The sequence below is a fragment of the Ensifer sp. VA4 genome (assembly GCF_055710065.1).
Genome location: NZ_JBVQPO010000001.1, coordinates 324,923 through 350,957, shown reverse-complemented (window position 1 = coordinate 350,957; position 26,035 = coordinate 324,923). Strand labels below are relative to the sequence as shown.

The following is a 26,035-nucleotide window of genomic DNA, read 5'->3' as shown; positions in this document are numbered from 1 at the left end:
GATGCCCGTTCCAGCGAGACCCAAGATCTACCATATCGTCCATGTTGATCGACTGGCTTCAGTTATTGCCGACGGCTTTCTTTGCGCAGATGCCGTGATGATGCAACGGCAGGGCATTGGGACGACTATCGGAATGAGCAACATCAAGGCTCGTCGGCTGAATGAGCTGCGATTAGAATGCCACCCGGATCTGCACGTGGGGCATTGTACGCCGTTTTATTTTTGCCCAAGATCCGTGATGCTCTATCTGATCTACATGCGTAGTGCAGATCTGGAATATAAGGGTGGCCAAACTCCCATAATTCATCTCGAAGCAGACCTGCAAGCAACCGTCGCTTGGGCGGAGGCGAATGCACGCCGCTGGGCATTTACGCTTTCGAATGCCGGTGCATACTACTTTGAAGATCGCCGCGACCTCGCACAACTTGATGAGATCGACTGGGATTCTGTGCAGGCCCGACGATGGTCTGGGAACGGGGTATCACGATCCGTCAAGGAGGGTAAACAAGCCGAGTTTCTTATTGAGCATTCGTTTCCGTGGCATTTGGTCGAGCGTATCGGTGTTCATTCACAGCCAGTAGTCCCCTTGGTTTCGAATGCAATGCAAGGTGCTGCGCACCGGCCAATAATCGAAATCAGGTCTGACTGGTATTATTGAGGGATGGAAACAATGATCGAGTTCAAAACTGGAGACATCCTGAAGGCGGACGTGGAAGCGCTCGTCAATACGGTCAACTGTGTCGGCATCATGGGCCGCGGCATCGCCTTGCAGTTCAAGAATGTCTTCCCGGAAAACTTCAAGGCCTACGAGGCTGCCTGTGCCCGTGAAGAGGTGCAGCCCGGCCGGATGTTCGTGCACGAAACGCGGACACTGACCAATCCCAAGTTCATCATCAACTTTCCGACCAAGCGTCACTGGCGCGGCAAGAGCCGCATGGAAGACATCGATTCCGGTCTCAAGGCGCTTGTAGAGGAGATCCGCGTCCGCTGCATCCGCTCGATTGCCATTCCGCCACTCGGCAGTGGTCTTGGCGGGCTGAACTGGGCGGATGTGCGCCCGCGCATCATCGAAGCCCTGCGCGGCCTCGATGACTTGAAGGTGATTGTGTTCGAGCCGAACAGCGCGCCCGTTTCCACCAAATCGCGCGAGGTTCCCAACATGACGCCTGGCCGCGCGGCGCTCGTCGTGCTGATGCATCGCTATCTCGGCGGCTTGATGGACCCGTTCGTAACGCTGATCGAAGTGCAGAAACTCATGTATTTCATGCAGGAGGCGGGTCAGCCGCTGAGGTTGAACTACATCAAGCACCACTATGGACCCTACGCCGACAATCTGCGGCATGTGCTGACGAAGATCGAGGGTCACCTCGTCTCCGGATATCATGATGGCGGGGATGCGCCGGAAAAGCAGCTCGAGTTGGTTCCTGGCGCGGTCAAAGAGGCGGAAGCCTTTCTGCATGATGACAGTGAGACCAAGGCGCGTTTCGACCACGTGGGCAATCTGGTCGAGGGCTTCGAGACGCCCTTTGGTCTTGAGCTTCTCGCGACTGTTCATTGGGTTGTGAAGCACGAGGGCGCCGTCGACGCGCAGGACGCGGCTGCGAAGGTTCACGTCTGGAACGATCGCAAGAAGCGCTTTTCTCCGCGCCAGATTGGTATTGCCTTTGAAACGCTCCGTAGCAAAGGATGGCTGGCAGCCGCATGAGAACCGACACCTCGGAAAAAGGCCTCGAGGCTCTGATCGTCGCCGAAATGACGGGCCGGAGTGCCGGTGCGTCCGGGGGAGCAAGCAGAGCCGGGTTTTCCAACGATCCGGAGCCCTTCGTTGGTTTGCACAACTGGCGGCTGGGCGATCCGAAGGACTATGATCGGGCCTGGACCGTGGATCCGGTCCAGCTTCGCGAGTTCATCAGTGCGACACAGCCGCTCCTGGTGGACACATTCGAACTCGAACGGGATTCTCCAGCCAGGCAAAAGTTCCTCGCCCGCCTCCAGGGCGAGATCAGCAAGCGTGGCGTCATTGATGTTCTGAGGCGCGGTATCAAACATGGCGCCCATGATGTTGACTTGTTCTTTGGTGTGCCATCGCTCGGGAATTTGAAGGCCACGCAGCGGTTCGCACTGAATCGCTTCACCGTTACGCGCCAGCTTCGCTACAGCCGTGACGATCAAGCTCACGCCTTGGACTTGGCGCTTTTCATCAACGGCCTGCCGATAGCGACCTTCGAGCTGAAGAACAGCCTCACTAAGCAGACTGTCGAGGACGCGGTCGAGCAATACAAGCGGGATCGCGATCCGCGGGAGAAGCTGTTCGAGTTCGGTCGTTGCATGGTCCACTTCGCGGTGGACGACTCGCAAGTGAAGTTTTGCACCCACTTGAAGGGAAAGGGATCCTGGTTCCTGCCGTTCAACAAGGGCTGGAACGACGGGGCTGGCAACCCGCCGAATTCTGGAGGGCTTAAGAGCGATTATCTTTGGAAGGATATCCTGACGCCGCTTAGCCTGACGGATGTCATTGAAAACTATGCGCAGATCGTCGAACGTAAGGACCCCAAGACGAACCGCGTAAAACGCGATCAGTTGTTCCCGCGCTTCCACCAACTGGATGTCGTGCGCCTTCTCCTTGCTGAGGCCAAGGAGAAGGGAGCCGGGCGCCGTGTTCTAATCCAGCATTCGGCAGGTTCGGGGAAGTCCAATTCGATTGCGTGGCTATCGCACCAGCTCGTGCGGCTTGCCAATTCGAGGGGCCCCGTCTTCGACTCGGTCATCGTCGTCACCGACCGCCGAATCCTCGATCAGCAGATCCGGGACACCATAAAGCAGTTCGCGCAGGTTGGCGCGACTGTCGGCCATGCGGAGCGTTCCGGAGATCTGCGCCGCTTCATCGCCGACGGAAAGAAGATCATTATCACGACGGTTCAGAAATTTCCGTTCATTCTCAACGATATCGGCGAACAGCATAACGACCGCCGCTTCGCGATCATCATCGACGAGGCGCATTCCAGCCAGGGCGGCAAGGCTGCTGCTGCCTTGAATGCCGCGCTCAGCGGGGTCGAAGACGGCGAAGAGGACGAGACCGTCGAGGATAAGATCAACGCGATCATGGAGAGCCGCAAGATGCTCCCGAATGCGAGCTACTTCGCATTCACCGCGACGCCGAAGAACAAGACGCTCGAGATATTCGGAGAACCCTTGGCGGAAGGTGACGTGGTCAAGCACCACCCTTTCCACAGCTACACGATGAAGCAGGCTATTCAGGAAGGCTTTATCATTGATGTGCTGCGCCACTACACGACGGTTAACAGTTACTATCGCTTGGTAAAAACTGTCGAAGCCGATCCTGAATTCGACAGCAAGCGTGCCACGAAGAAGTTGCGCCGGTACGTGGAAAGCAACGACCACGCCATCCGGCTCAAAGCGGAAATCATGGTCGATCACTTCCATGAGCAGGTGCTTGCGCTCAACAAGATTGGTGGTCAGGCGAGGGCGATGGTGGTTGCATCGGGTATCGAACGTGCAATCCAGTACTATCATGCGATCAGCGCGTATCTGGTTGAACGCAAGAGCCCGTATCGGGCGATCGTGGCATTCTCCGGCGAACACGAGTTCCGTGGGGTCAAGCTCACAGAGGCCAGCCTGAACGGGTTTCCGCCCAAGGATATTGTCGACAAGATCGAGACCGACCCTTACCGCTTCCTGATCTGTGCCGACAAGTTTCAGACCGGCTATGATCAGCCGCTGCTCCACTCGATGTACGTCGACAAAACACTTTCGAACATTAAGGCGGTGCAGACCCTGTCGCGCTTGAACCGGTCGCATCCCCAGAAGCACGACGCATTCGTCCTCGATTTCATGAACGACGTGGAGACCATTCGCGCCTCCTTCGATCGGTTCTATCGGTCGACTATCCTGAGTGATGAAACAGATCCGAACCGCCTCCATGACCTGAAGGACGCGCTCGACCAACATCAGATTTACGATCCGAGCCAGATCGAACAGTTCGTAGGGCTCTATCTGTCCGGTGCCGGACGGGAGCGCCTTGATCCGCTTCTGGACACTTGCGTCGCCAGTTACAATGAGACGCTAAGCGAAGATGGCCAGGTCGAGTTTAAGGGAAAAGCGAAGGCATTCGCACGTACCTACGCCTTTCTCTCGTCCATTCTGCCCTATTCGAATGCGGATTGGGAGAAGCTATCGATTTTCCTGAACTTCCTGCTCCCGAAGCTTCCGGCGCCGCGCGAGGAAGATCTTTCGAATGGAATTCTCGAAGCCATCGATATGGATAGCTACCGAGTAGAAAAGCAAGCGGCGCAAAGGGTGTTGCTGACGGATCGGGACGCAGAGATTGATCCTGTCCCGACAGAGGGGGGCGGACACCGACCTGAACCAGAGCTTGAACGGCTTTCGAACATCATCCGGAGTTTTAACGATCTTTTCGGCAACATCACCTGGGCAGACACCGATCGCATCAGGCGCCTGATTGCGACCGAAATTCCGGACAAGGTGGCAGCGAACACATCATATCAGAACGCGAAACAGAACTCGGACAAGCAGAATGCCCGTATCGAGCATGATAAGGCTCTCACCAGCGTGATCGTCGGCCTGATGAAGGATGACACCGAGCTCTTCAAGCAATTCAGCGACAATCCGGAGTTCAGACGGTGGCTTGCTGATACCGTCTTTAGAGAGACCTATAAACGTAATGTGACGGCTTGATGCCGACTTAAAAAACGGGTGAGAACGGCTTGATCGGTGCTCCAGCGACTGCCGCTCGAAGTGGCCGGCGTTCGGCCAGTGACCTGCCGACCGACCTTGTGATTTTGTGATGGTACGCCGGAGATAATTTCCGCCCTCTTATCCCTTGAACACCTCTCTGCGATGGTAATTCAGGAATTGCGAATGCGGCCGTTCGTCAGCACGTGACGGCACGAGCAGGCGCTGCTCGTGATTGATCAGTCGCGAAATGGTGTCGGGAACGCCGCCACTCGCTATAAGCAGGCCATAGTCATCATCGACCGAAATCAGCCCGCGATCGAACATCCAGTGTACCGTCCCGGATAGGGCAAGGCCGTTGCGAATGCTGTCCGGCCCGCCGGCCGCGACCGGACGAATATGCGCTGCCTGGACTTCCGAGCGCCCGCCACCATTGATGAGCTTTATGCCGGTGACGGCGCAGGTGTCGTGGTACGCCGTCTTGATGGCGGTGGAGAATGCTCGGTCTCGGAAGGGGCGTTGCATCATCTGCGAAACAATGCGGCGGTCGACACTGTCGACCTCGAATGGCATCTGCGGGTTATCTCCAAATCCGATGCGTGCCTCTTCGACGGGATCGGGCGTCGGCCGCTCCCTATTCCGGTGACCAAGCACGTGAGCGAAGCCCGCAGTCAGGATGAGGTCATACTCGTCGTCAGGAACATTTCGTACCGCTCGACCGAACGCACCCTTGTTAGTCGAGCCATCTTCCTTGCGCAGACCGCTTTCGTAATAATGATTCGCTTCCTTGAACGGGACGGCATGATCGAAGGGTAGGAAATCCTCGATCAGCGCGTAGAAGTGATCCGGTGTCGCTGGGTCCGGAATGATGTCGGAAATACGAGCCGTGGCGAAATAGGCCTGCCGACCGCCAGATTTCATCAGATCGCCACTCGGACGCCTGGGCTCATAATAGACGATCCAATCCCCGCGAGCGCCTTCGACCTGCCGCAGGTACGTCCGCGGGAAGTGATACCGCTGTTCCGGAAGGTCGTCGTACGTGGGATCTATCTTGGTTGTCAGAACGGCTTTGGTCATTGCGCATCTATCTCGTGATAACCGAGGCTAGCATGGCGCAGTTGCCGCGTCAGCGGCTCGTCACGATAAGGCCCGCCCATCGAGTTCGGGGGGTGCGACTCGCTCAATGGTTGTGGAGCGATAATACTGCGCCTGACGAAAGCAAGATTCTTTTTGTGGGCCCAGAAAGTCGAGGGAAAACAAGTAATATAAGTATTGTTTTAAGAAGAATCGATGACAACATAATTTACCAAACCGTTAGTTAGTATCTATTCTTGTATCTCTGTGAGATCATAAGGATGTCTTGAGGATGTTCGTCAAGATATTAATCAATCGCATTGGAGTAAAACATGCGCAAGACTACCGAAAGACTCTCTGCTTCTACTCGTGCTATCTACGAATCCCTCAATGTCGCCGACGATGAGATCCTTGGAGAACTTGAGGAGACGGCTTCGCATCTCATTGGCGCTCGCCGCCACTCAACCGAGCAGTCCTTTGCACTGGGTGCTTATCTGGAGCGCGCCGCCGAGCTGCTTCCGGACGGTCGTCTGGACAAGTGGGTTGTGCAGCGTTGTGACTACACAACCCGTCACGTGCGCACTTTCCGGGCCATTTACCGGAATCTCTCGGACTACAAGGACACGCTTGTCGAACTGGCGGTCGGATCGACGGTGCTCGGCAAGCTGAGCGCTGCCGAGCCGGGGCAGATCGAACAGGCAATCGGTTTTGCGATGCAGCACGGTAGACTGCGGGTGGCGGACGTTGCGGGGATCCTTGCAGGCGCAAAACAGGCAGGCGATGACGCTCGCCCGGATGAAAGTACCTACGATGTCGGCGGCATCGAAGGGCTCAAGGCGATCATTGCGATCAAGGTCCGGGATGGCCTGAAGTCCTTCCTCGGTCACGTCGAGGAGATCCGGATGCATGTCGCCGCGGCGCTTCTGGAAAAGCGGGTGATCAAAAAGACGCTTGCGGCTCAGATCCATTTGACTGCCCGCCTTGCCCGCAAGGAACTTGAAAGCCTTGCCCAGTTTGTCATGCCCAATCCGCACTTCGAGTATGTGATCTGGGAGACCAAACTTCCGGCGAACACCCGGTGGAGTGACGTCGGCAATCTGCTTCACAAGATCGGTGGCACCGACACTTGGCCGGAAAGGGGAGAACTCCGGACATGGCTGGAAAACGAAGTCTTGCCACTGTTGGAGTGGGCTTCGGCAAAAACCAAGGATCCGGTCTGGCCGATGACTGGGAAGGCGTTGACCTCGCCGGCAGCTACGTCATTGGTCGAAGCGAGCTCGGTGGCTATCGATGAGCGGCGGCGCCAGGATGACGGGGCTTCGGTTAGAGCCGGCTCCGAAACAGGCACTGTCGAAGCAGGAGCTGTGAAGCGGCTCGAAGCCATGCTTGCGCCATTCGGGGCGAAAGTCACGATGGAACCGACTGTGGCATCCAAGCAGATTCTTTCGGAAGATTCGATCCCGTCTCTGGCCGATGTTTTGGCAGAGCCTCCGAAGGCTTTCAAACGGCCGGTCTTCCTTGACCGTGCCAAGGCTGCCGCCGACAAAGCCAATGCTGAACCGGCGCCTGCCGTCTCGCGATAGGCGCGGGACTCGAAGGCCGGCGAACTTGCCTTCTCATCAACCGCAGAAGGGCCGCAAGTCGGCCCTTTTCTTTTTGCCTCCGGATGGCGAGCGGAAACGCGCTACCAGGCAATGCCGGTCGCCGCAAGCGTTCACCGGTACGGGCTTCATGAGCCCGCCGTTAACCTTGTACCGGCTTTGTTCCAATTTTGCGGCTCCGGGTCCTTGAGCCCGGCTCCCGGTCCTGCCAGGTTGGGGCTGTTCGGAAGACCGGACACAAAGCGGCCCAAGCCGATGCTGGTAACATCGACAAGGGCCTGACCCTCAAGCCTTGGTAAGAAGGAATCGGGCTATGACCACGCATACTCTCTCTGTCCCCAATGGGGAAGTTCTCCGTTCGACCGCCGCAGCGGCATCCGCCTTCGCGCAGCGTTCGTTCGGCCCCGATGCCCGGATCGGCATCGGCGAACCGGCAGTGTTGCGCCGCCATCCGCATATCGTTCGCTTCGCCGAAGTCGAGGCCGATCTCGATCTGCTGATCGACCGCGCCATCATGGCAATCGCCGACGGCGAACCGATCGAGGACGAGATCCTCGGGCACTACGTCCACATCGCCTCGCTCGTCCGCGCCGTGTCGTTCCGGGAAGGCAAGCTCTTGGAGCAGGCGGTAGAGCGTCTGGCGAAGGCCAACCCGAACATCACCGTGCTGACGCAGTCCTTGAAGCTGCCGCTGGTCAAGGCGGCGCTCGAAGCCGTCTCCGGAAACGACTGGCAGAGTCTTGATGGGGTCAAACTCGATTGTGAGGCGCCGGCGAAGGGCAGCTACACGCCCGACCTGATCGTCGTCAACCGCGCGCGGCACACGGCCTATATCCTCGATCTCAAAAGATCGTTGGCGTCGTACGGCGACACCAGCCGTCTCGAGGAACTGAAGCTCAAGATGATGGCCGCTGCGATGGTTCTGCCGGATTGGCTCTACAAGCATCACAAGCGCATGATGGTCGACACCGTCGAGGTCGCGATCGTCGATGGCGCCAGCCGTCCGAGTGATCATGCCACCGGCATCTGGGCTTTGTCCGAGATCGACGAGTTGCTGGAAATCGACGGGGTCGCCGCCTGCATGGCGGAACTGCGTCTCCGCTTCGGCCGTCGTGTGCAGCAGCTTCTCGAAGCGGAAGCGCGCAAGGCGCTCGGTGTTATGGCGGCGGTCGCATTGGATGCCGCTCATCCCTCGATTATGGCGGGCAAGCCGCTGATCGCGCTGAACGGCTCGGCACGAAGCTACGAGGAAGAGCAGGCGATGACCGCGCTGGACGAGGACGATGGTCATTACGATCTCGGCTGCTTCGATGAGGATCAGGACGACGAACCGGAACCAGTCCGTATCCGGGTTGGCTTTGCCCGCCGTCCGCGCGGGTACTGACAGACTGCTAGCCCGGCGGCACTGATCGCGGCCGCGCCGTGACGCGGGCGGCCCGCTTCCCCCACTCCTATCCATTCCGACAACGCCGGATGCCGATGCGCTCCGGCTAGGAGACCGTTCATGTCCATCGATACCCACAGCCCGTCTGTGGCCGGCTTCCGCTGCGAGCCGATCACGACCGGTACCATCGCGTCGCCGTGCCTTCACAGCAGGCTGGCGGCTGTCCCCCGCGTCGAGCCTGCCGGCATCGATCGCGCCCCGAGCCATACCGAGGACCCTGCCGTTCTGATTGGCCTGGCACTCGCCTTCATCAGGCAAGGCCCTTTGTTGGATGGCCTTATGCCGGAGCCTCTGATGGTTCGGTTGGGCGCACTCGCTGATGATGGCGACCCGGCTTGCCGCCTGCTGCTCGACTGGCTGCGGAACCGCAACCGGGATTTTAGTCGGTCAGGGAACGAGCATCTGACCCGATCGGCCCCACTTGCTGTGTCGGCTGAAACCCATCGTCTGCGTCGTTCGCTGCGTGAGCGTCTGCTGGTGGCTTCCACGGAGTCCGGCCATGGCGACGGCCGAAAGCGCCGCCGGACACGTCCGCGCGATCCAGTGCAGAACGTCAAAACGGCAATTATTGCCGCGCAGACAGGAGGGCGCACCGATGGATAAGGTCGCCCGTCTGTTCGTTGGTCGCCTTCGCCATCTTGCCCGCCGCGAGGCGCGCCGGATCGCGCTGCGCAACGGTCTGCTCGAGGTCAGGACCGTCGATGTCGATGGTCATCTGCTTTGCCGCTACAGCCCGGCCTTCGACACGACAACGCTGACTGGCGACCCGGTTCGGGATGATGTCTGGTTCCGGCGGAACCTCGGCGCGGGGCTTGTCGTGCCGAAGGAGACGAGCAAGCCAGGTTCCGACACTGGCGACGATGTTGCCGTGACGACGAAGACCATCGATGTGATGCCAGCCTCCCCCCTGGTTGTCTTCCCGCGGAAACGTCGCCGCGCAATCGCAGAGGAGGTGACGCTGGGCAACGGCATCGATCGGCGCGCTTACGCGGTCGGCCTTGTGGATCAGGCAGCGGCAGCGCCGCTGGTCAGTCATGTCGTGGCGGCCCTTGTGTTGGCGCGCGCGGTACGGAGTAGCGGCAGATCGCTTCGGGAGATCGTTCACACCCTGATCCATGTGACGCCGGTCCTCGCCCTCCATGCGCCGCTGGATGGCTTCGAGCGGGAAGTGCTGAGACTCCTCGAGAAATCCCGGTTGGTGCCTGGTGGTCCCTTCGCGATCATCGACGCCGACCACATGTTCGACGACAACCACTTCGATGTTTACGAAGGGGAGGTTCGCAAACGTCTTGTGGCATTCTCGGGCGCCGGCGTGCATCGCGTCACGGGCAATGCCCTGCGCCGGCGAATGATCAGCGCGCTCTCCCGTGACTTTCCGATCCTTGCCATCGCCGAGAAGCGATCGGACATTCCCTCGTTGCTGCGAATCTCCGCCGACCTGTCGCTGGAGACGGGAAAGCTCGATCGGAGGTTCGTCACTGATCTGGTCGAGGTGCTCTATCCGGACACCGCAATCGAGAAGCTGGGCGTGCCGTCGGATCCCGATGCCCGCTGGCTGTCGCTGGAGGATCTGGTCCTCGCCTTCCGTCCGGGACGGCATGTTCGACACGTCCTGCACGTCCTTGCCACGCTCATCGAACGCAATCGCGGCGACTCTGAGGACGAGGGTGGCGACGCCGGTGATGGCGATGATGGTGACAAGGCATCCGGATCGTCGCCGTCAAAAACCTCCCCCGAGAAGGCGTCGGGATCGGACGAGAAGTCGAAGCCGTCCGAAACCGAAAGCAACGGTCGCTGGAAGAAGGACAAGCCGTCGGGTGCCGAGGTGATCCAGCCGGAGCCTCTGCCGACGGCGGGCGAGATCGGCGGCAGGTCACCGGTAACTGTCGAAACCCTTTCCGGATACGGCAGGGCGAAGGATTGGGCGCTGGATCTCAAGGCGGACCTCGACGATTATCGGGCGAGCGTCCTCGCCTGGCCGGAGATGAGCACCAAGCTGTTGCTGTCAGGTCCGCCCGGAACCGGCAAGACGACGTTTGCCCGGGCATTGTGCAACAGCCTGCAGGTCCCGCTGGTCGTCACCTCGGTGTCGACCTGGCTGCAGGGCGGCCATCTCAATGACGTGATCGAGAAGATGGCGAAGACCTTTGTCGAGGCGCGGGCCATGGCGCCATCCATCTTGTTCATCGACGAGATCGACGGTATCGGCAAGCGACAGCCGGCGGAGCGGGAATATGCGGACTATTGGAATGCCGTGGTCAACAAGGCGCTCGAACTGCTCGATGGCGCTGTCAAAAGCGAGGGGCTGATCATCGTCGGCGCAACCAACCGTCCAGACGACATCGATGAGGCGATCAAGCGATCCGGACGGCTGGAGACCCATATCGAAATCCCGAAGCCTGATGTGCCGACGCTCGCGGAAATCCTTGCCCATCATCTCGGTGACGATGTGACGTCGCTGGTCGGGGAGCCAGCACCGGACGCCCGGTCGGAAGCCAATGATGGGTTCTCTCTGAACAAGATCATCGCCGACCATCTGAAGGAAGAGGCAGAAGACGAACGGAAGGGAGCAGGCCGATGACCGAGCCGCAGAACAGCAGCACGGCGGAAACGCCGGCAGCCGCGCAACAGGTCAATCCCGTCGATGCGATCCTGCGGCGTCTGGCAACGCGGGCCATGGGACTGACGGGTGCCGATATCGAACGTATCATCCGGGAGGCGCGACTGAAAGCGCGCCGCAGCAAGCGGGCGATCCGCTACGAGGATATTGAAGAGGGCATCCGCGGCAATCGTGCCCCCGTGCCCTATAGTCTGCGCTGGCGCTTCGCCTTCCACGAGGCGGGTCATGCCGTTGTCCATCATGCCCTCGATCTCGGTCCTGTCCGTGGCCTCAATATCGATACCGGGCAGGGCGGCTACAATCTGGTCGGCTTCCACGTCTGGACCACTGACACCCGCGATTGGTACGAAAACATGCTCACCATGCTGATGGCCGGACGGGCTGCCGAGAAACTGGTGCTCAAGCGCGTATCGAGCGGCTCCGGTGGCGCTGACGACAGCGATCTGGCGCGGGCCACGCGGATCGCGTTCGACATGGAGCGCACCCTTGGCTTCGGAACCGAGCATCCGCTGCTCTACCGTCCCAATCGCGACCCGGGCGCGGTTCTCGATCGTGAACCCGAACTGGCGGCTCGCGTTCATGATCGACTTGTAACGGCATTCGACCGGGCAGGGGCGATCCTCAGGAGGCGCAGGCCGACCTTTCATGCCTTGGCCAAGGCCCTGTTCGATGCCCAGGCAATGGATGAGGCGGCGGTGCTGCAAATCCTGGCAGAGTGATCTGACACGCTGAAGCTGATAGTCATGCGGATGATGACGAGAACCGGAGTGCAGGATGAGTATCGCGGTCGTTGCCCATTGCGATTGGAGCATGGACCATAAAAAGCGCTGGATGGCTGTGGCCATCAAACGCGGCGAACATTGGTATGTTCAGCCTCCGGAACTCGTCGGTAACACGTCGAGCTTGTTCGACCGGCTGCAGCGTCGCGCCGTCGATCCTGGCGCGCTTCTCATCGGCTTCGACTTCCCGATCGGCCTGCCGGCGGCCTATGCGCGAGCAGCCGGCCTGGGTTCTTTCCGGGAGGCGCTGACATCATTCGGCTCCGGGATCTGGTCGCATTGGTACGATGTCGCTGATCATCGCGACCATATCTCGCTGCAGCGCCCGTTCTATCCCCTCCGCCCTGGTGGCACGGCGCGTACCCATCTGTTCGATGCCCTTGGAATTTCTGACGCGTCGTCGCTCCTGCGTGTCTGCGAACGGCCGACCGAAGATCGGCAGGCCGCTTGCATGTTGTTCTGGACACTCGGCGGCAACCAGGTCGGCAAAGGCGCGATCTCGGGATGGCGGGAAATCATTGTGCCGAGACTGGATGAGATTGGGCTGTGGCCGTTCGATGGAAGCTTGGTCAATCTCGCCAATAGCAAGCCAGTCGTCGTCACTGAGACATATCCTGGTGACGTGTACCGTCAGATCGGCATGCCCAGAGGTGGCTGGAGCAAGCGGCGTCAGGCAGACCGGGTACGGATGGGACAGAGTATCTTGCCTTGGCTTGCAGCGCGGCCGGACCTCGATGCCGATCTGCTTCTGCCCTTCATCGACGGTGGCTTCGGCTCGGACAAGGCAGGCGAGGATCGTTTCGATGCCACCATCGGTCTGCTTGGGATGCTCGATGTGGTCGACGGGCGGCGCGGTGAAGGCATTCCGGCAATCGATGCCGTCCACATATGGGAGGGCTGGATACTCGGACACCGTCGTTATGATGTGGCGTGACTTGAGATGAGGTGCGGCACGTTGTCGGCAACTCACATCAAGTCTCCAGCAACCCGAAACAAATTGCGCTCATTTGATTCCGAACACCGGATTTTTGATTCGGAGTTCGAATCCGTTGATTCAACAACGCCGTTCGCTGCCGAATAGGACGTCTTAACGTGAGATAACCTGCCCGCAACTCGAAACAAATTGCGGTCATTTGATTCATTGCTCTGCACCGCCGATTCAAAGGTCGATATTTCCGATTCCGTCGAACAAGGCTTGCGCCGGCAGGCCGGTCCCCTGACCATTGAGGAGGTCGAACAGCGGGAGGAGGAGCAGCATGAACTTGAAGGCAGCAAGGCAGCGACAGAAGGCGCTTCGCGACGCCAACAAGAGGGCGAAGCGGCCTGACAGGGATGATGTTGCCCGGGTGGCGCTGTTCTGGCTGATCCGGCGGGCGATCGAGAAGGGTCAGCAGACGGAGCTTGAGAAGTTCCAGAACAAGATCGTCTCGATGCTGGCCGATCAGGGGTTCGATGAGCGCGAATCCGACGCAGTGTTCGACGATCTGGTCGCCAAGTACCGGACGGGCGGCTCGCCGTTTCGCAGGAAAATCCACCTGATCTATCCCGACGGCTTCGACCAAGAGGCTTGAGCGCGCCCGTGTCCATTTGGTCTTTTGATATCGGTTCTGCTTGCCCGACGAAGCCGATCAACGCCTAACGGCGTTTGAGGGGATTACGAATTCTCCCCCCCATTACTTCGTAAAACGCCGTTTGATTCTGAATCGGATTCCCGAGAAGCAGACGGCTCCAATCCTTCTTTAATTCGCTTCGCTTAGCTCGGCCGGCCCCTCGCACAGAGGGTCCGAGTAACGAACATCATGAAGTGAAATGACCAAGCTAACTGCAATCAAAGCCTTCCAACGCAAGATCGACGCCTATTGCGAACTGCGCCTCTCGACAACTTTTTCCCGCGACGAAGCCGAAGCCCTCAAGGCCTACATGCGGCGACTTATCGAGCGAAGGTGCGGACCGCCCCGAACGGCAAGCCGTACAGAATGGGATGTCGTTGCCCGCATGACCGGGATTGATGCTCGATCGCTTGCATCACATCACCGTTTGATCGACCCCGGGTTTGATGCCATCGTTCGTTGGAACAGGGACGGCGGGAAAACTGTTGGAGCGACGCAAGATGGTTCTCGGAAGCCCGGAGGCCCGACGAGGACAAAAAAAGCCAGCGCCGAGAAAACGAAACCGACAATCAAGTCGGCGCCCCCGGGAACTGCGCGTTCCCAGGTTGCATCCGCAGCGCAGAAGCCTGGCGTGAAAGTCGAGTTTCCAGACCCTTTGTATTGCGAGTGGGATGACCTCGCGGATTTTGCCGGAGCACTCCAGCTCCACATGCGTCGCCACGGTGAGACCTACTGGGTTCTCTATCGATCAGTCGTGCGACCTGATGAGCCCATGGACAAGAATACACTGTTGAGCTGGATCGAAGGCCGGCGTGTGCCACGTAGCACCGACAGCTTCGATGTCCTTCGCCGTATCGAGCGCCGCTATCGTCTCCCGGAGGGCTACTTCAAAGCGAAGCTGCCGCATCAGTCGCGATCGGCGTCCGGTTTCAATCTCTCTGGTATCGAGCCTGCGGAGCGAAGGAGGATCGCGTGGCATCTACCAGATGACTTCAACTCGCTTCCGTTCGCCAAGCGCGAGGAGATTTTGGATTGGGTCCGTCGCGTGATCATCAGCGGGTCGACGGACTATCGCAAATTTCAGGCTGCCGCGGCGAAGCAGCGCTACGCCATCCGCTTTCCCGGCGTATCCTACGGTGGACGCGCGCCGCGTGATGGAAAGATCGCGGTTCCGGCGAACTATGAAGAGACCTGGATCGAAGACCCTGACCTGTTGTCCGGTGTCATCGATGCGCCGCCGACGCTCGCGATGGAAATGGCGGACTTGGTCCGCTTCAAGACGTCCGCGCTGACTTCGATTGGATTTCAGCGAAACGGTGTCTGGGGCGAGGAAACCGCCTCCCAGAAGATCGAGCATCTCGGCCTGATGTTTGGCGCACTTGCGGCGTCAAAGGCGGGAGAGATCAAGGGGTATGGGGTTCCGCTGCGTCAACTGACCTTCGGGCTTCTTCTCTTTCCGGGTGTCTGGGACTGGTATCTGCAATGGCGCGAGAGCCGCCGGGGGTTCTATACGGCGTGGGAAGTCGACATGCTGCGGATCGCCCTGGCAATCACAAAGGAAGGCACCGGGTGGCTTCGGCAACATCCTGAACTCCTGGCGCGTGTGGAGCCTATTACCGGTCTCGTGTCGCAGAACGAAATCGATTATGCGCGGGAAGATTGGCACGGCGCCTGCGAGGATTTTCACAAACATGCCTCCCACCGTGTGAAGGAAATCCAGCGCATCGCTCGGGTCCATCGCGATCCGTTCGAGCCGATCATGCCGGTGCTCGAAGCCGACAGTCCTGTCGGCGAATACCGGAAGATCACCGAGGAGATCATCCGGCTGATGCCTGACGAGGAGCGCTATCCGCGCCCGGCTGCCGAGGCGGTTCGCTCGTTCCTCATGCTCCGACTGGGGTTGCATTTGGGTCTTCGTCAGAAAAACCTGCGGCAGTTGTTGCTTTGCCCACGGGGACACATGCCGCGCCCGGAACGCGTGCTGGAAAAGCTCAAGCGCGGAGAAATCCGCTGGAGTGACCGAGATGGTGGCTGGGAGGTGTTGATCCCGGCGGTGGCTTTCAAGAACGCCCATTCGTCGTTCTTCGGAGACAAACCATTTAGGCTGGTGCTGCCCGATCTGCTCGACCTCTACCGCCACATCGATGATTACGTCGAGCGCCATCGTTCGGTCCTTCTTAAAGGTGCTGCCGATCCCGGGACGTTTTTCGTGAAGACGGTCAAGACGACGAGTACCGACGCAGCCTACGACATCACCAGCTTCTATGAGGCATGGCGGCTCACCATCCAGCGCTACGGCATCTACAATCCATACACGGGCCGTGGGGCGATCAAAGGCTTGCTGCCGCACGGTCCTCATAACGTTCGTGATGTGTTGGCGACCCATATCCTGAAACAGACCGGCTCCTACGAGCAGGCAAGCTATGCCATCCAGGACACCGCAGACATGGTCGCCAAGCACTACGGTCGCTTCCTTCCGCAGGACAAGGCGGCATTGGCGGCACGAATTCTCAATCAGGTTTGGGAAGCAGCCTAGTCACGTGGTGAGCCGGGGCGGAAATCATTTCCGCCCCGGTCACTTCACTTCTTGCCTTCTCGTGCCCATGGCGGCGGCTGCTTGTTCTCGATCCACGGGAGAAGTTGCAGCGGCTTCGGTTCGATGGTCGACGTAATGATCGGATAGTGCTTGAGCGCGCTCCGCATCAACGGAAGGCCGGCCGGATTGGTGTATCGCGTGTTCGTTTCACTCCCTTCGCTCAATCGCCCCGAGATGTCATCGATCACTTCAGACGAGACGCCAGCCTGCTTCAGGGTGTCTGCCATGCCGTGGCGAAGGGCATGAATGGATCGCTCCCACATTTTTTCGCCCAGCGCGCCCCGCATGACAGGGATGAAGGTGTCGTAGAAACGATTGCCCGGATCATTCTCCGTCTTGTCCGAGAAGAGATCCGGAAACAGAGCCTGGTATCCAAGCTTCTTGATCGCTTGAAGATAGTCGATGAAACCCAAGCGAACCATTTCACCAGGCATGGGCAGCAGTCGTTCCGATTGTGCGGTCTTCAGCCGCCGAAGGCTGTTCGTGCGAAGGATGATGACATAATCTTCCTCGTCCTTAGCAATGTCGTTGACTGTCAGTCCGGCGAACTCTTTGCGTCTGGGTCCGAGATAGGTGAACAGGATCGGCAGATAGTAGAGCGAATCGTGGAAGACATGCTTGCCCGGCTCCCGCCGTTGTCCACGCAGATGACCTCGTGAACCTCGATAGAGAGGGCTGGCGAAAATTGGGGCAATATCCTGCGGCGTTGGCTTGTACTGTTGGCGGCGGATTTCGCCAGCTTTGGGCTTTCTCGGGCGCAGACCTTCGAACGTCCAATCCTCGATTTCGAACCCGTGTCCCTTCAGATGTTTCAGGAAATGCTGCAGGTTGCCGAAGTGTTTGCGGATAGTCCCGGCGGCGAGGCCCACCTCCGCCTTGGTTCCCGAAGCCTCCGCGGCCTTGCGCAGCTCATGGCCCTTCGCGCGCAGTTCCGGCGCCGACATGATCCTCATCCGGCTGCTTCGACCCCAGTTGATCGGGATCTCATTGAAGTGCTGACGCAGCAGGCCGATGTGGTACTGCTCGACCTGCCCGGAATGCTCCACGCCATGTTCTACAAGAATCGATTTGAACATCCGCACTAGCGCCATGGCGTCTCGCCCCGTTTCCGCAGTCCATTCTTCGCCCATGTTCGCGATGAGCTTTTCGCACTCTTGCTCGAAATCCGCGACAGCAACAATTCTCTGGTTGGGCTGTTGAGTGCCGAGCGCCCCTTTCTCGGTTGTCGGTGCCGTGCGCGGCGAAAGTTCGAGGCAAGCGATTTCCGGTGCTTCCGGGATGTCGGTCGCAGTCGACGCCGGCTTGGTCTCTTTGGCCAGCCTCAACGAGGAAGCGGCAGCAGGTTCGACGTCGACGGGCTTCTCCTCGACCACGGGTTTCTTCGCTCTGCCGCCACCTGTGAATTCGCTTGAGGTCCGGTCGACGAGTTCGTGTCGATCGTCGATGTCGAGGAGGGCCGCAGCGCGGCCTTCGAACATTTTCGACATGGCGCGTTCGCGATTGAGCGCTGTGTCCTCGATCTCGAAGTGGTAGATCAGTCGTCTGATACCATCCTCAAATCCAGGGCTACGAGCCGTGCTCAGCTCGCCTCGATAGTTCGCCCGGATAGCATCGACATGCGACGCGGGAACGCCGTTCTTCAGGAGATAGGTGAGACCAGGGCAGTCGCCTTCGAGGTTGAGCTCCGAGCGGGTCCCGAACTTTGCCAGGAGTTGGCAGGCCCAGCCAACCTCGAGATCGAGCTCCATCTCGACGACATCGCCACCGCGGCCGTTGCGCTTGGCCATCGTGCTGATGTCATCGAGCCTCTCGATTTCCTCATCCCGCACGTGCTCGAACAGGATCTGGAGCTGCTTCTTGGTAGACATCGCTTCCTTCGAATTCATCTTCAGTTCGGCCAGTCGCGTATTGAGCTTCCGGCCGATGATCTGAGCTTTTCTATGATCGGAACAATGAAGGCTGAGTGAAAGACGGCTGCCCGGACGGCAATGAACGAAATTGGCCGGGATTCGTGCTCGCCAATAGAAGATGTTTCCGCGGCGAATGAGATTCTCGACCTCGTGGCGCACGGCCATGACGAATACCCTGTCTTCGCCCGAAGGGTCGGCTGCGGCGCGCTAAGCGGCTGGGCATCACCTTTGGGCATCAGTTCTGGGCATCAGGTCGCCAATGACGCCAAAACGGGATCCGGCACGACTGGAAAATCAAGGAATTAAGGGGATTTAGCGAGAATTGGCTGGGGAACCTGGATTCGAACCAGGACTAACGGAGTCAGAGTCCGCTGGTCTACCGTTAACCTATTCCCCAAGGTGCGCTGTCGGGCGCTGCCCGTCGCGTCGGTGTGGCGGGCTTATAAACAAAACGGCGGCCAATGCAAATACCTTTTGGCAAAAAAATGCGATCTCGATGAGGCGGCAGGATTTTTGCACCGATTTGGGGGGGCGAAGGTGCGCGGTGATGCCGCGCATTTGTGGCCGAGCGGCAGCGATGAGCGAGCCGAGGCAGAGGGCCTGAGCGTAACGGTGTCCGCAGAGTTGGCCGCATCCGGGCTTAGCCCTTGGCGACGCAGTCAAAAACAGTTTGGCGAATGGGGTTTGCGCTGGTACAGTCGCGCCAACGAAAAATCGAGAGAGCGCCTTGAGCGGCCCAAGGGCTTGCGCGGCGCCATGGTTGAGACAAGTGAAAGACCCCGATCACGGCGAAAAGCCGTCCGAATCCGGGGCGTCGGCAGCAGGCCGCAGTGATGGATCGAAGCTCGGTCCGCGCAACGGCAAGGGCAAGCGGAAACGACGCAAGTCGTCTGCTTCGCCGTCTGCAATTGCCAGCCAGTCCGGCACTGCCGGCATGGCAGGGCGTCCCGCAGGACAGAACGATGCGGAACCGGCGCGCAAGCGCAAACGGCGTCGTCGTTCGAAATCCGCAAAACAACAGGCCACAGGCGCGTCCGCGCAACAGGGGGGCAGCGCGCAACTCGTCGAGCCGTCGCTCGGTGAGCGCAAGGGCCACAAGCGCGGCAAGAAGGCGCGGCATCGTCGTGGCCTCCAGGGTCGTCCGCTGACGAGCGGCGAGCGCCAGCCGGTACAGCAAAGGACTGCCGATGGCGGCAATGCGCGGTCCGCGGCCTCCGCTTCCAATGGGCAGGCGACGTCACAGCCGCGGCCGGGCCAGCGCGCCGATCAGCCGCGCACGCCCTATGTTGCCGCCAGCGAACCGCCGGCACCGCTTTATGCTGCGCTCGACCTCGGCACCAACAATTGCCGCCTGCTGATCGCGCAGCCGACGCGCCCGGGCCAATTCCGGGTGGTCGATGCCTTTTCGCGCATCGTTCGCCTGGGTGAGGGGCTCGGTGCCAGCGGCCGGTTGTCGGACGAGGCGATGGAGCGCGCGGTCGAGGCGTTGAAGATCTGCGCCTCGAAGCTCGGCGCCCGCACGATTCGCCGCAGCCGATTGATCGCGACGGAAGCGGCGCGTGCCGCCGAAAACGGCGAGAGCTTCCTCGAGCGGGTGGCGCGCGAAACCGGGCTGGAACTGGAGATCATCAACCGCGAAACCGAGGCGCGGCTTGCCGTCTCCGGCTGCTCGTCGCTCGTCGATCGCGAGACGCGTTCGGTGGTGCTCTTCGATATCGGCGGTGGTTCGTCGGAGATTGCCGTCATCCGGATCGGTGATTCGCGCTCGAACCGGCTCGCCAACCACATCACCCATTGGACCTCGCTGCCGGTTGGCGTCGTCACGCTCTCGGAGCGCCATGGTGGCCAGCATGTGACGCCGGTAAGCTTCGAGGCGATGGTGAAAGAGGTTGAGGGCATGCTTGCCCGCTTCGAAAGCCCACCGGTCGAGGCGCTGGCAAACGGCGCTTCCGGCAGTGGCTTCCACCTGATCGGCACGTCGGGCACGGTCACCACGCTTGCCGGCGTGCATCTCGACCTGCCGCGCTACGATCGCCGCCGCGTCGATGGCCTGTGGCTCACCGACGACGAGGTTTCGGCCATGCAGGCGCGCCTGCTCTCCTGGGACTTCAATGCGCGCGCCGCCAATCCCTGCATCGGTCCGGATCGCGCCGACCTGGTGCTTGCAGGCTGCGCAATTCTCGAGGCTATCCGCCGCCGCTGGCCGTCGACGCGCATGCGTGTTGCCGACCGCGGCCTGCGCGAGGGGCTGCTGACCGATATGATGGCGGATGACGGAGCCTGGCGCCGCGCGCGGCCGCGCCGCCACCAGCGCGGCGCCAATGCCGGCAGCCAGGAAGGAAACAAGGCATGACGAAACCCCCAGTTGGCGGCAACCGCAGCGGCCGCAAGCTTGGCCAGAAGGTCAAGAAGGGCAAGCTCAAGGCATCATCCCGCCGCTGGCTGGAGCGCCACATCAACGATCCCTACGTGCAGCGCGCCCAGCTCGAGGGCTATCGCGCCCGCGCGGCCTTCAAGCTCCTGGAGATCGACGAGAAGCACAAGATCCTGAACGGCGCCCGCCGCATCATCGACCTTGGTGCTGCCCCCGGAAGCTGGTCGCAGATTGCCGCCAAGGTCACCAATTCGACCGATGCCGATCCGCGCGTCGCCGCGATCGATTTCCTCGAAGTGGATCCGATCCCGGGTGTGCGAATCCTGCAGATGGATTTCCTCGACCCGGAAGCGCCAGGCAAACTCAAGGAAGCGATCGGCGGCACCCCGGACCTGGTTATCTCCGACATGGCGGCGCCGACGACAGGCCATCGCCAGACCGACCACCTGCGTACCATGCATCTCTGCGAGGTCGCCGCCTATTTCGCGGTCGACGTGCTCGCCGAGGGTGGGCATTTTCTGGCGAAGACCTTCCAGGGCGGAACGGAGCGCGACCTGCTCAACATGCTCAAGCAGAATTTCCGCCAGGTCATCCATGTGAAACCGGCGTCGTCGCGCGCCGAATCGGTCGAAATGTTCCTGCTCGCCAAGGGCTTCAAGGGACGCCAGAAGACCGGCAGCGAGACGGAAACCGAAGACGAGGCGGCTGAATAGCATGCTGCTCTACGTGACCGTCGGCACAAACGATCTCGAGCGCGCCGGCTCCTTCTATGATGCGGTGCTGCCGGCGCTTGGCTACCGCCGCCAGCGGCAGGATGAGACCGAGATCGGTTATGGCTCCGAGGGCGACCGCATCCGTTTCTGGGTGGTGACGCCCTTCAATCGCGAGCCGGCCACCTATGGCAATGGTGTGAGCATCGCGCTTGACGCCGAGTCGCGCTCGGCCGTCGATGCCTTCCACGCGGCAGCCCTTGCCAATGGCGGCACGGACGAGGGCGCGCCGGGGCTGCGTCCGTTCCATGCGAATTTTTACGGCACCTGGGTTCGCGATCTCGACGGCAACAAGATCGCCGCCGTCTGCGAGCGTCCGGAATAGCTGTCACAAGAGGCGCCTTGCTTCGCACGAAGTCGCCACTTGAAGTTCCGATATTTCCTTACTTGCCCGCGGCCGACTCGACTTCGCGCACCGGCAGCCGGTGCCCGGAAACCGAGGCGCCGGCGTTCTTCGCCATGGTGAGGAACGGGATCGCCGCGATCAGGTTGGCGCCGGCGATGATCATGAAGGCGGTGTGGAAATCGTCGAGCTGCAGCGGAGCTCCGCTGAGCTTGGTCTCGATTTCGAGGATCGCGCCGGCAACGGCGACGCCGAGCGCCAGGCTGATCTGCTGCAGCACCGCGCTCATCGAAGTCGCCTTGCTGGCATCCGCGTCGTCGATGTCCGCGAAGGAGAGCGCATTGACGCTGGTAAAGAAGAACGAACGGGCAAAGCCTGCAATCAGCAAGATGGTGATCATCAGCAGATAGGGCGTTGCCGGCGTGAAGAAGCCGTTGGCGAAGGTGGTGATCGCGGCGAGGATTGCGGCGAGGATCAGTGTCGTGCGGAAGCCGGCGAAGGCGAGCACGCGCCGGGCGTAGAACTTGGTGGTGATCGCGCCGACAGCGCCGATGAAGGTGATGAGGCCGGACTGGAACGGATTGAGCCCGAAGCCGACCTGCAGCATCAAGGGCATCAGGAAGGGCACCGCGCCGACCGAGATGCGAAAGATCGTGCCGCCGATCGAGGCGGCGCGAAACGCGCTGTCTTTGAAGAGATTGAGATCGAGAACCGGCGCCGGATGGCGCCGCGCATGACGGATATAGAGCAGCGCTGAAAGCGTGCCGACCGCCACCGAAGCGATGCCGACGGCAGGCGGCAGAGCCGGCAGGCTGATCACGGAGAGACCGAAGACGATGCCGGACGCGGCAATTCCGCCGAGCACGAAACCGAGCACATCGACCGGTGGCGGATCCCGCGGCTCCATGGTCGGCAGGTAGATGCCGGAGAGGATATAGCCGGCGATGCCGACAGGCACGTTGATCAGGAAGATCCAGTGCCAGGAGAAATAGGTGGTGATGAAGCCGCCGAGCGGCGGCCCGGCGAGCGGTCCGACAAGCGCCGGGATCGTGAGAAGCGCCATGGCCGAGACGAGTTCGCTGCGGGGCGTGCCGCGCACCAGCACCAAGCGGGCGACCGGCGTCATCATCGCGCCGCCCATGCCCTGCAGAAAGCGCGAGAAGACGAAGGCGACGAGGCTGTTGGAGATGGCGCAGAGAACAGAGCCGGCGATGAAGACGAGGATCGCCGCGCGAAAAATCTTCTTGGCGCCGAAGCGGTCGGCCATCCAGCCGCTTAAGGGAATGAAGATCGCCAGCGCCACCATATAGGCCGTCAGCGCCAGCTTGAGGGTGATCGGCCCGACGCCGATGTCGCGGGCGATGGCCGGCAGAGACGTGGAAATTACGGTGGAATCCATCTGCTCCATGAAGAGAGCGACGGCGAGGATCATCGGGACGATACGGTTCATGGAATGGTGCTTCGGAGACAGTCAGCGATGGCGAGAAGCTAATGCCGGTGATGGCTTTTGTCGGGAAAAACCGGTGATTGCGGATCAAAAGCCTGTGATCCCGGCTGGCATTTGCTGTCAAGACGCTACTTCTGGCCCGCTCGTCCATGGGGCAAGGGCATGATGCTGACGGCCGATACCGCCAACCATCACGTGCTGTCGCTGCAGCGCCCGGATTGGGAAGCGCGTTTCGACATGGGCAAGGCGAAGGCGGCAGAGACGCGCCGCAGGGCTTTCGACAGGATCGCCGGCGAGCGGCCCTTCATCGGCTACCGCATGCCTTTCCCGGCCGTCGGCTTCGTCGAGAAACAGGGCGAGGGCTGTCGCTTCGTGCCCGTCAGCTATCGGCTCGATATCTGAGCGACTCCCGGGCCGCGTCTCGCGAAATTGCTGCCCTGCAACAAATATCGGCCGCAGGCGGGACATTTCCCGGCTTTGGCTATTTTCATCCTGACATATCCGTGTTACGAGCCCTCGCCAACTTCCAAGACACGCTTTGAAGTCACCCGGTGGACAAATCGCAGCCCGTCCCCGGGGGTTTTCGTTTATTGAAGGGAATTGGCCATGGCGCGCATCATCGAAACGGCAACTGGTCTGGAGGCTTTGACCTTCGACGACGTTCTGCTCCTGCCCGGACATTCCGAAGTCATGCCGGGTCAGACCAACATCGCGACCACCATTGCGCAGGACATCGACCTCAACCTGCCGATCCTGTCGTCGGCGATGGACACGGTGACCGAGGGCCGCCTCGCGATCGCCATGGCACAGGCCGGCGGCATCGGCGTCATCCACCGCAACCTGACGCCGGCCGAACAGGCCGAAGAGGTCCGTCAGGTCAAGAAGTTCGAAAGCGGCATGGTCGTCAATCCGGTGACGATCGGCCCCGAAGCCACGCTCGCCGACGCGTTGGGCCTGATGAAGCAGCACGGCATTTCCGGCATCCCGGTCGTCGAGAACGGTGGCGCCGGCGGCCAGAAACAGGGCCGCCTCGTCGGCATCCTCACCAACCGCGACGTTCGCTTCGCGTCGGATCCGAACCAGAAGATCCATGAGCTGATGACCCATGAGAATCTGGTCACGGTCAAGGAAAGCGTCGACCAGCAGGAGGCGAAGCGGCTTCTTCACAAGCACCGCATCGAGAAGCTGCTGGTCGTCGACGCCGCCGGCCGCTGCGTCGGTCTGATCACTGTCAAGGACATCGAGAAGGCGCAGCTCAATCCGAACGCCTCGAAGGACGCGCAAGGTCGCCTTCGCGCTGCCGCCGCCATTTCGGTCGGCGATGACGGCTACGAACGCGCCGAGCGGCTGATCGATGCCGGCGTCGACCTGATCGTCGTCGACACCGCCCACGGCCATTCGCAGCGCGTTCTCGATGCCGTTGGTCGCGTCAAGAAGCTCTCGAACTCGGTTCGCATCATGGCCGGCAACGTCGCCACCGCCGCCGGCACCAAGGCGTTGATCGATGCCGGTGCGGATGCGGTCAAGGTCGGTATCGGCCCGGGCTCGATCTGCACCACCCGCATCGTTGCCGGTGTCGGTGTTCCGCAGCTCGCCGCGATCATGAGCGCCGTCGAAGCCGCACAGGCGGCCGGCATTCCCGTCATCGCCGACGGCGGCATCAAGTTCTCCGGCGACCTCGCCAAGGCGATCGCCGCCGGCGCTTCGGCCGTCATGATCGGCTCGCTGCTTGCCGGCACCGACGAAAGCCCGGGCGAAGTGTTCCTCTATCAGGGCCGTTCGTTCAAGGCCTATCGCGGCATGGGGTCCGTCGGCGCCATGGCCCGCGGCTCGGCGGACCGCTACTTCCAGGCGGAAGTGCGCGATACGCTGAAGCTGGTTCCGGAAGGCATCGAAGGCCAGGTTCCCTACAAGGGCCCGGTTGCAGGCGTGCTGCACCAGCTCGCCGGCGGCCTCAAGGCGTCCATGGGCTATGTCGGCGGCCCGACCATCAAGGAATACCAGGAGCGCGCCCAGTTCGTGCGTATCTCCGGCGCCGGCCTTCGCGAAAGCCACGCCCATGACGTGACGATCACCCGCGAGAGCCCGAACTATCCGGGCGCGCACTGATCGCGACTACATCCGAAGGGCGCCGCGAGATCTCGCGGCGCCCTTCGCCTTTTCAGATCAAGTTTTTTCAGAAAGCCTATTTCAGGGAGCAGTGCATGACGGGTTTCGAGATCTTCTGGCCGATCGTGGTCCATGTTCTTCTCGTCTTCTGCCTCTACGCTCTCCTCTCCTTCCGTCGGATGAGGCTTGTCCGCGCCGGCAAGGTGCACGCGGCCCAGTTTCGCGAGAACCGCGATGAGCCGGGCGAAAGCCTGGTGGTGAAGAACAGCATCGCCAACCAGTTCGAACTGCCGGTTCTCTTCTACGTCTGCTGCGTGCTGCTCTACATCACCGAGGCCGACAACATCGTCTCGCTGGGGCTTGCCTGGCTTTTCGTCGTGCTGCGCTATGCGCACGCCTTCGTGCATGTCACCAGCAACCGCATCCGTTATCGCCGCCCGCTGTTCATGGCGGGCGTCGCGACGCTCTTCGCCCTGTGGGTGTGGCTTGCCGTCTGGATGGCGATGAGCTGATCCCGACTTACGTTTCGACTGGCGCAGATCTGAGACAGTTTGCCAAAGTGATCTTCGCGCATTGATACGCATCAAGTACCCGGTGCTGCTCTTGCGGGTAGTCTGCCGACGTTGGACGACAACGTATCGGAGG

General features: G+C 60.7%; 19 protein-coding genes, 1 tRNA gene and 1 pseudogene. 17 read left to right on the top strand and 4 right to left on the bottom strand.

What is annotated here, in order from left to right; all coding sequences use genetic code 11:
- The first annotated feature begins 1 nt into the window (after position 1).
- From darT to AC0C6X_RS01665, 3 genes are read left to right on the top strand one after another with little or no spacing between them, the layout of a single operon-like run.
- Entirely contained in the window at positions 2–658 is a 657-nt protein-coding gene (gene darT / locus AC0C6X_RS01675) for a type II toxin-antitoxin system toxin DNA ADP-ribosyl transferase DarT (protein WP_472951565.1), read from the top strand.
- 12 nt (positions 659–670) lie between these two features.
- Positions 671–1,705, top strand: a complete 1,035-nt coding sequence (gene darG / locus AC0C6X_RS01670) for a type II toxin-antitoxin system antitoxin DNA ADP-ribosyl glycohydrolase DarG (RefSeq protein ID WP_472951562.1) — start codon at positions 671–673, stop codon at positions 1,703–1,705.
- A complete protein-coding gene (locus AC0C6X_RS01665) occupies positions 1,702–4,716 on the top strand; it encodes a type I restriction endonuclease subunit R (protein WP_472951559.1) in 3,015 nt (1,004 codons plus the stop codon). Before darG ends, AC0C6X_RS01665 begins: the two co-directional genes overlap by 4 nt.
- A gap of 138 nt (positions 4,717–4,854) precedes the next feature.
- Here AC0C6X_RS01665 and AC0C6X_RS01660 read toward each other — a convergent pair whose 3' ends face one another.
- Positions 4,855–5,790, bottom strand: coding sequence for an HNH endonuclease (locus AC0C6X_RS01660; protein WP_472951556.1), 936 nt, complete (start codon positions 5,788–5,790; stop codon positions 4,855–4,857).
- Between the two features lie 329 nt (positions 5,791–6,119).
- Here AC0C6X_RS01660 and AC0C6X_RS01655 point away from each other — a divergent pair, with 329 nt between their 5' ends.
- From AC0C6X_RS01655 to AC0C6X_RS01620, 8 genes are all read left to right on the top strand, one after another.
- Positions 6,120–7,370, top strand: coding sequence for a hypothetical protein (locus AC0C6X_RS01655; RefSeq protein WP_472951553.1), 1,251 nt, complete (start codon positions 6,120–6,122; stop codon positions 7,368–7,370).
- A gap of 331 nt (positions 7,371–7,701) precedes the next feature.
- Entirely contained in the window at positions 7,702–8,772 is a 1,071-nt protein-coding gene (locus tag AC0C6X_RS01650) for a hypothetical protein (protein WP_472951551.1), read from the top strand.
- A gap of 120 nt (positions 8,773–8,892) precedes the next feature.
- Complete coding sequence (locus tag AC0C6X_RS01645) at positions 8,893–9,435, top strand: hypothetical protein (RefSeq protein ID WP_472951549.1); 543 nt, start codon at positions 8,893–8,895, stop codon at positions 9,433–9,435.
- On the top strand, positions 9,428–11,413 hold the full coding sequence (locus tag AC0C6X_RS01640) for an ATP-binding protein (RefSeq protein WP_472951547.1): 1,986 nt from the start codon (positions 9,428–9,430) through the stop codon (positions 11,411–11,413). Before AC0C6X_RS01645 ends, AC0C6X_RS01640 begins: the two co-directional genes overlap by 8 nt.
- Positions 11,410–12,171 carry an ATP-dependent metallopeptidase FtsH/Yme1/Tma family protein gene (locus tag AC0C6X_RS01635; RefSeq protein ID WP_472951544.1) on the top strand — a complete coding sequence of 254 codons (762 nt, stop codon included), beginning with the start codon at positions 11,410–11,412 and terminating at the stop codon, positions 12,169–12,171. The genes AC0C6X_RS01640 and AC0C6X_RS01635 overlap by 4 nt, the downstream gene beginning before the upstream one ends.
- A 55-nt stretch (positions 12,172–12,226) precedes the next feature.
- Positions 12,227–13,165: a DUF429 domain-containing protein gene (locus tag AC0C6X_RS01630; RefSeq protein ID WP_472951541.1), complete on the top strand. Its 939-nt coding sequence runs from the start codon at positions 12,227–12,229 to the stop codon at positions 13,163–13,165.
- 322 nt (positions 13,166–13,487) lie between these two features.
- Positions 13,488–13,802: a hypothetical protein gene (locus AC0C6X_RS01625; protein WP_472951539.1), complete on the top strand. Its 315-nt coding sequence runs from the start codon at positions 13,488–13,490 to the stop codon at positions 13,800–13,802.
- Between the two features lie 238 nt (positions 13,803–14,040).
- Positions 14,041–16,377 (top strand): hypothetical protein, encoded by a 2,337-nt coding sequence (locus AC0C6X_RS01620; protein ID WP_472951536.1) that lies wholly within the window; start codon positions 14,041–14,043, stop codon positions 16,375–16,377.
- Between the two features lie 44 nt (positions 16,378–16,421).
- Here the strand turns inward: AC0C6X_RS01620 and AC0C6X_RS01615 are convergent, their stop codons facing one another.
- Both AC0C6X_RS01615 and AC0C6X_RS01610 read right to left on the bottom strand, forming a co-directional pair.
- Positions 16,422–18,512 carry a DUF6538 domain-containing protein gene (locus AC0C6X_RS01615; protein WP_472951533.1) on the bottom strand — a complete coding sequence of 697 codons (2,091 nt, stop codon included), beginning with the start codon at positions 18,510–18,512 and terminating at the stop codon, positions 16,422–16,424.
- A gap of 158 nt (positions 18,513–18,670) precedes the next feature.
- Positions 18,671–18,744, bottom strand: a tRNA-Gln gene (locus AC0C6X_RS01610).
- Between the two features lie 372 nt (positions 18,745–19,116).
- Here AC0C6X_RS01610 and AC0C6X_RS01605 point away from each other — a divergent pair.
- From AC0C6X_RS01605 to AC0C6X_RS01595, 3 genes are read left to right on the top strand one after another with little or no spacing between them, the layout of a single operon-like run.
- Complete coding sequence (locus tag AC0C6X_RS01605; RefSeq protein WP_247958045.1) at positions 19,117–20,700, top strand: Ppx/GppA phosphatase family protein; 1,584 nt, start codon at positions 19,117–19,119, stop codon at positions 20,698–20,700.
- Positions 20,697–21,434: an RlmE family RNA methyltransferase gene (locus AC0C6X_RS01600; RefSeq protein ID WP_173515693.1), complete on the top strand. Its 738-nt coding sequence runs from the start codon at positions 20,697–20,699 to the stop codon at positions 21,432–21,434. The genes AC0C6X_RS01605 and AC0C6X_RS01600 overlap by 4 nt, the downstream gene beginning before the upstream one ends.
- Before the next feature lies 1 nt (position 21,435).
- A complete protein-coding gene (locus AC0C6X_RS01595) occupies positions 21,436–21,816 on the top strand; it encodes a VOC family protein (protein WP_472951529.1) in 381 nt (126 codons plus the stop codon).
- 58 nt (positions 21,817–21,874) lie between these two features.
- Here the strand turns inward: AC0C6X_RS01595 and AC0C6X_RS01590 are convergent, their stop codons facing one another.
- A complete protein-coding gene (locus AC0C6X_RS01590; RefSeq protein ID WP_173515695.1) occupies positions 21,875–23,284 on the bottom strand; it encodes a DHA2 family efflux MFS transporter permease subunit in 1,410 nt (469 codons plus the stop codon).
- 150 nt (positions 23,285–23,434) lie between these two features.
- Between AC0C6X_RS01590 and AC0C6X_RS01585 the strand changes: the two are divergent.
- The 3 genes and pseudogenes from AC0C6X_RS01585 to AC0C6X_RS01575 all read left to right on the top strand — a co-directional run.
- Positions 23,435–23,683, top strand: a pseudogene (locus AC0C6X_RS01585) (MBL fold metallo-hydrolase); the annotation flags it as partial.
- Between the two features lie 204 nt (positions 23,684–23,887).
- Positions 23,888–25,390, top strand: a complete 1,503-nt coding sequence (gene guaB / locus AC0C6X_RS01580) for an IMP dehydrogenase (RefSeq protein WP_173515696.1) — start codon at positions 23,888–23,890, stop codon at positions 25,388–25,390.
- 95 nt (positions 25,391–25,485) lie between these two features.
- Positions 25,486–25,902, top strand: coding sequence for an MAPEG family protein (locus tag AC0C6X_RS01575; RefSeq protein ID WP_472951525.1), 417 nt, complete (start codon positions 25,486–25,488; stop codon positions 25,900–25,902).
- Positions 25,903–26,035: the final 133 nt, after the last annotated feature.

Bases quoted from the DNA above. Each gene is read 5' to 3' on its own strand.
- darT (WP_472951565.1), top strand. From the start codon at position 2: ATGCCCGTTCCAGCGAGACCCAAGATCTACCATATCGTCCATGTTGAT.
- darG (WP_472951562.1), top strand. From the start codon at position 671: ATGATCGAGTTCAAAACTGGAGACATCCTGAAGGCGGACGTGGAAGCG.
- AC0C6X_RS01665 (WP_472951559.1), top strand. From the start codon at position 1,702: ATGAGAACCGACACCTCGGAAAAAGGCCTCGAGGCTCTGATCGTCGCC.
- AC0C6X_RS01660 (WP_472951556.1), bottom strand. From the start codon at position 5,790: ATGACCAAAGCCGTTCTGACAACCAAGATAGATCCCACGTACGACGAC.
- AC0C6X_RS01655 (WP_472951553.1), top strand. From the start codon at position 6,120: ATGCGCAAGACTACCGAAAGACTCTCTGCTTCTACTCGTGCTATCTAC.
- AC0C6X_RS01650 (WP_472951551.1), top strand. From the start codon at position 7,702: ATGACCACGCATACTCTCTCTGTCCCCAATGGGGAAGTTCTCCGTTCG.
- AC0C6X_RS01645 (WP_472951549.1), top strand. From the start codon at position 8,893: ATGTCCATCGATACCCACAGCCCGTCTGTGGCCGGCTTCCGCTGCGAG.
- AC0C6X_RS01640 (WP_472951547.1), top strand. From the start codon at position 9,428: ATGGATAAGGTCGCCCGTCTGTTCGTTGGTCGCCTTCGCCATCTTGCC.
- AC0C6X_RS01635 (WP_472951544.1), top strand. From the start codon at position 11,410: ATGACCGAGCCGCAGAACAGCAGCACGGCGGAAACGCCGGCAGCCGCG.
- AC0C6X_RS01630 (WP_472951541.1), top strand. From the start codon at position 12,227: ATGAGTATCGCGGTCGTTGCCCATTGCGATTGGAGCATGGACCATAAA.
- AC0C6X_RS01625 (WP_472951539.1), top strand. From the start codon at position 13,488: ATGAACTTGAAGGCAGCAAGGCAGCGACAGAAGGCGCTTCGCGACGCC.
- AC0C6X_RS01620 (WP_472951536.1), top strand. From the start codon at position 14,041: ATGACCAAGCTAACTGCAATCAAAGCCTTCCAACGCAAGATCGACGCC.
- AC0C6X_RS01615 (WP_472951533.1), bottom strand. From the start codon at position 18,512: ATGGCCGTGCGCCACGAGGTCGAGAATCTCATTCGCCGCGGAAACATC.
- AC0C6X_RS01600 (WP_173515693.1), top strand. From the start codon at position 20,697: ATGACGAAACCCCCAGTTGGCGGCAACCGCAGCGGCCGCAAGCTTGGC.
- AC0C6X_RS01595 (WP_472951529.1), top strand. From the start codon at position 21,436: ATGCTGCTCTACGTGACCGTCGGCACAAACGATCTCGAGCGCGCCGGC.
- AC0C6X_RS01590 (WP_173515695.1), bottom strand. From the start codon at position 23,284: ATGAACCGTATCGTCCCGATGATCCTCGCCGTCGCTCTCTTCATGGAG.
- guaB (WP_173515696.1), top strand. From the start codon at position 23,888: ATGGCGCGCATCATCGAAACGGCAACTGGTCTGGAGGCTTTGACCTTC.
- AC0C6X_RS01575 (WP_472951525.1), top strand. From the start codon at position 25,486: ATGACGGGTTTCGAGATCTTCTGGCCGATCGTGGTCCATGTTCTTCTC.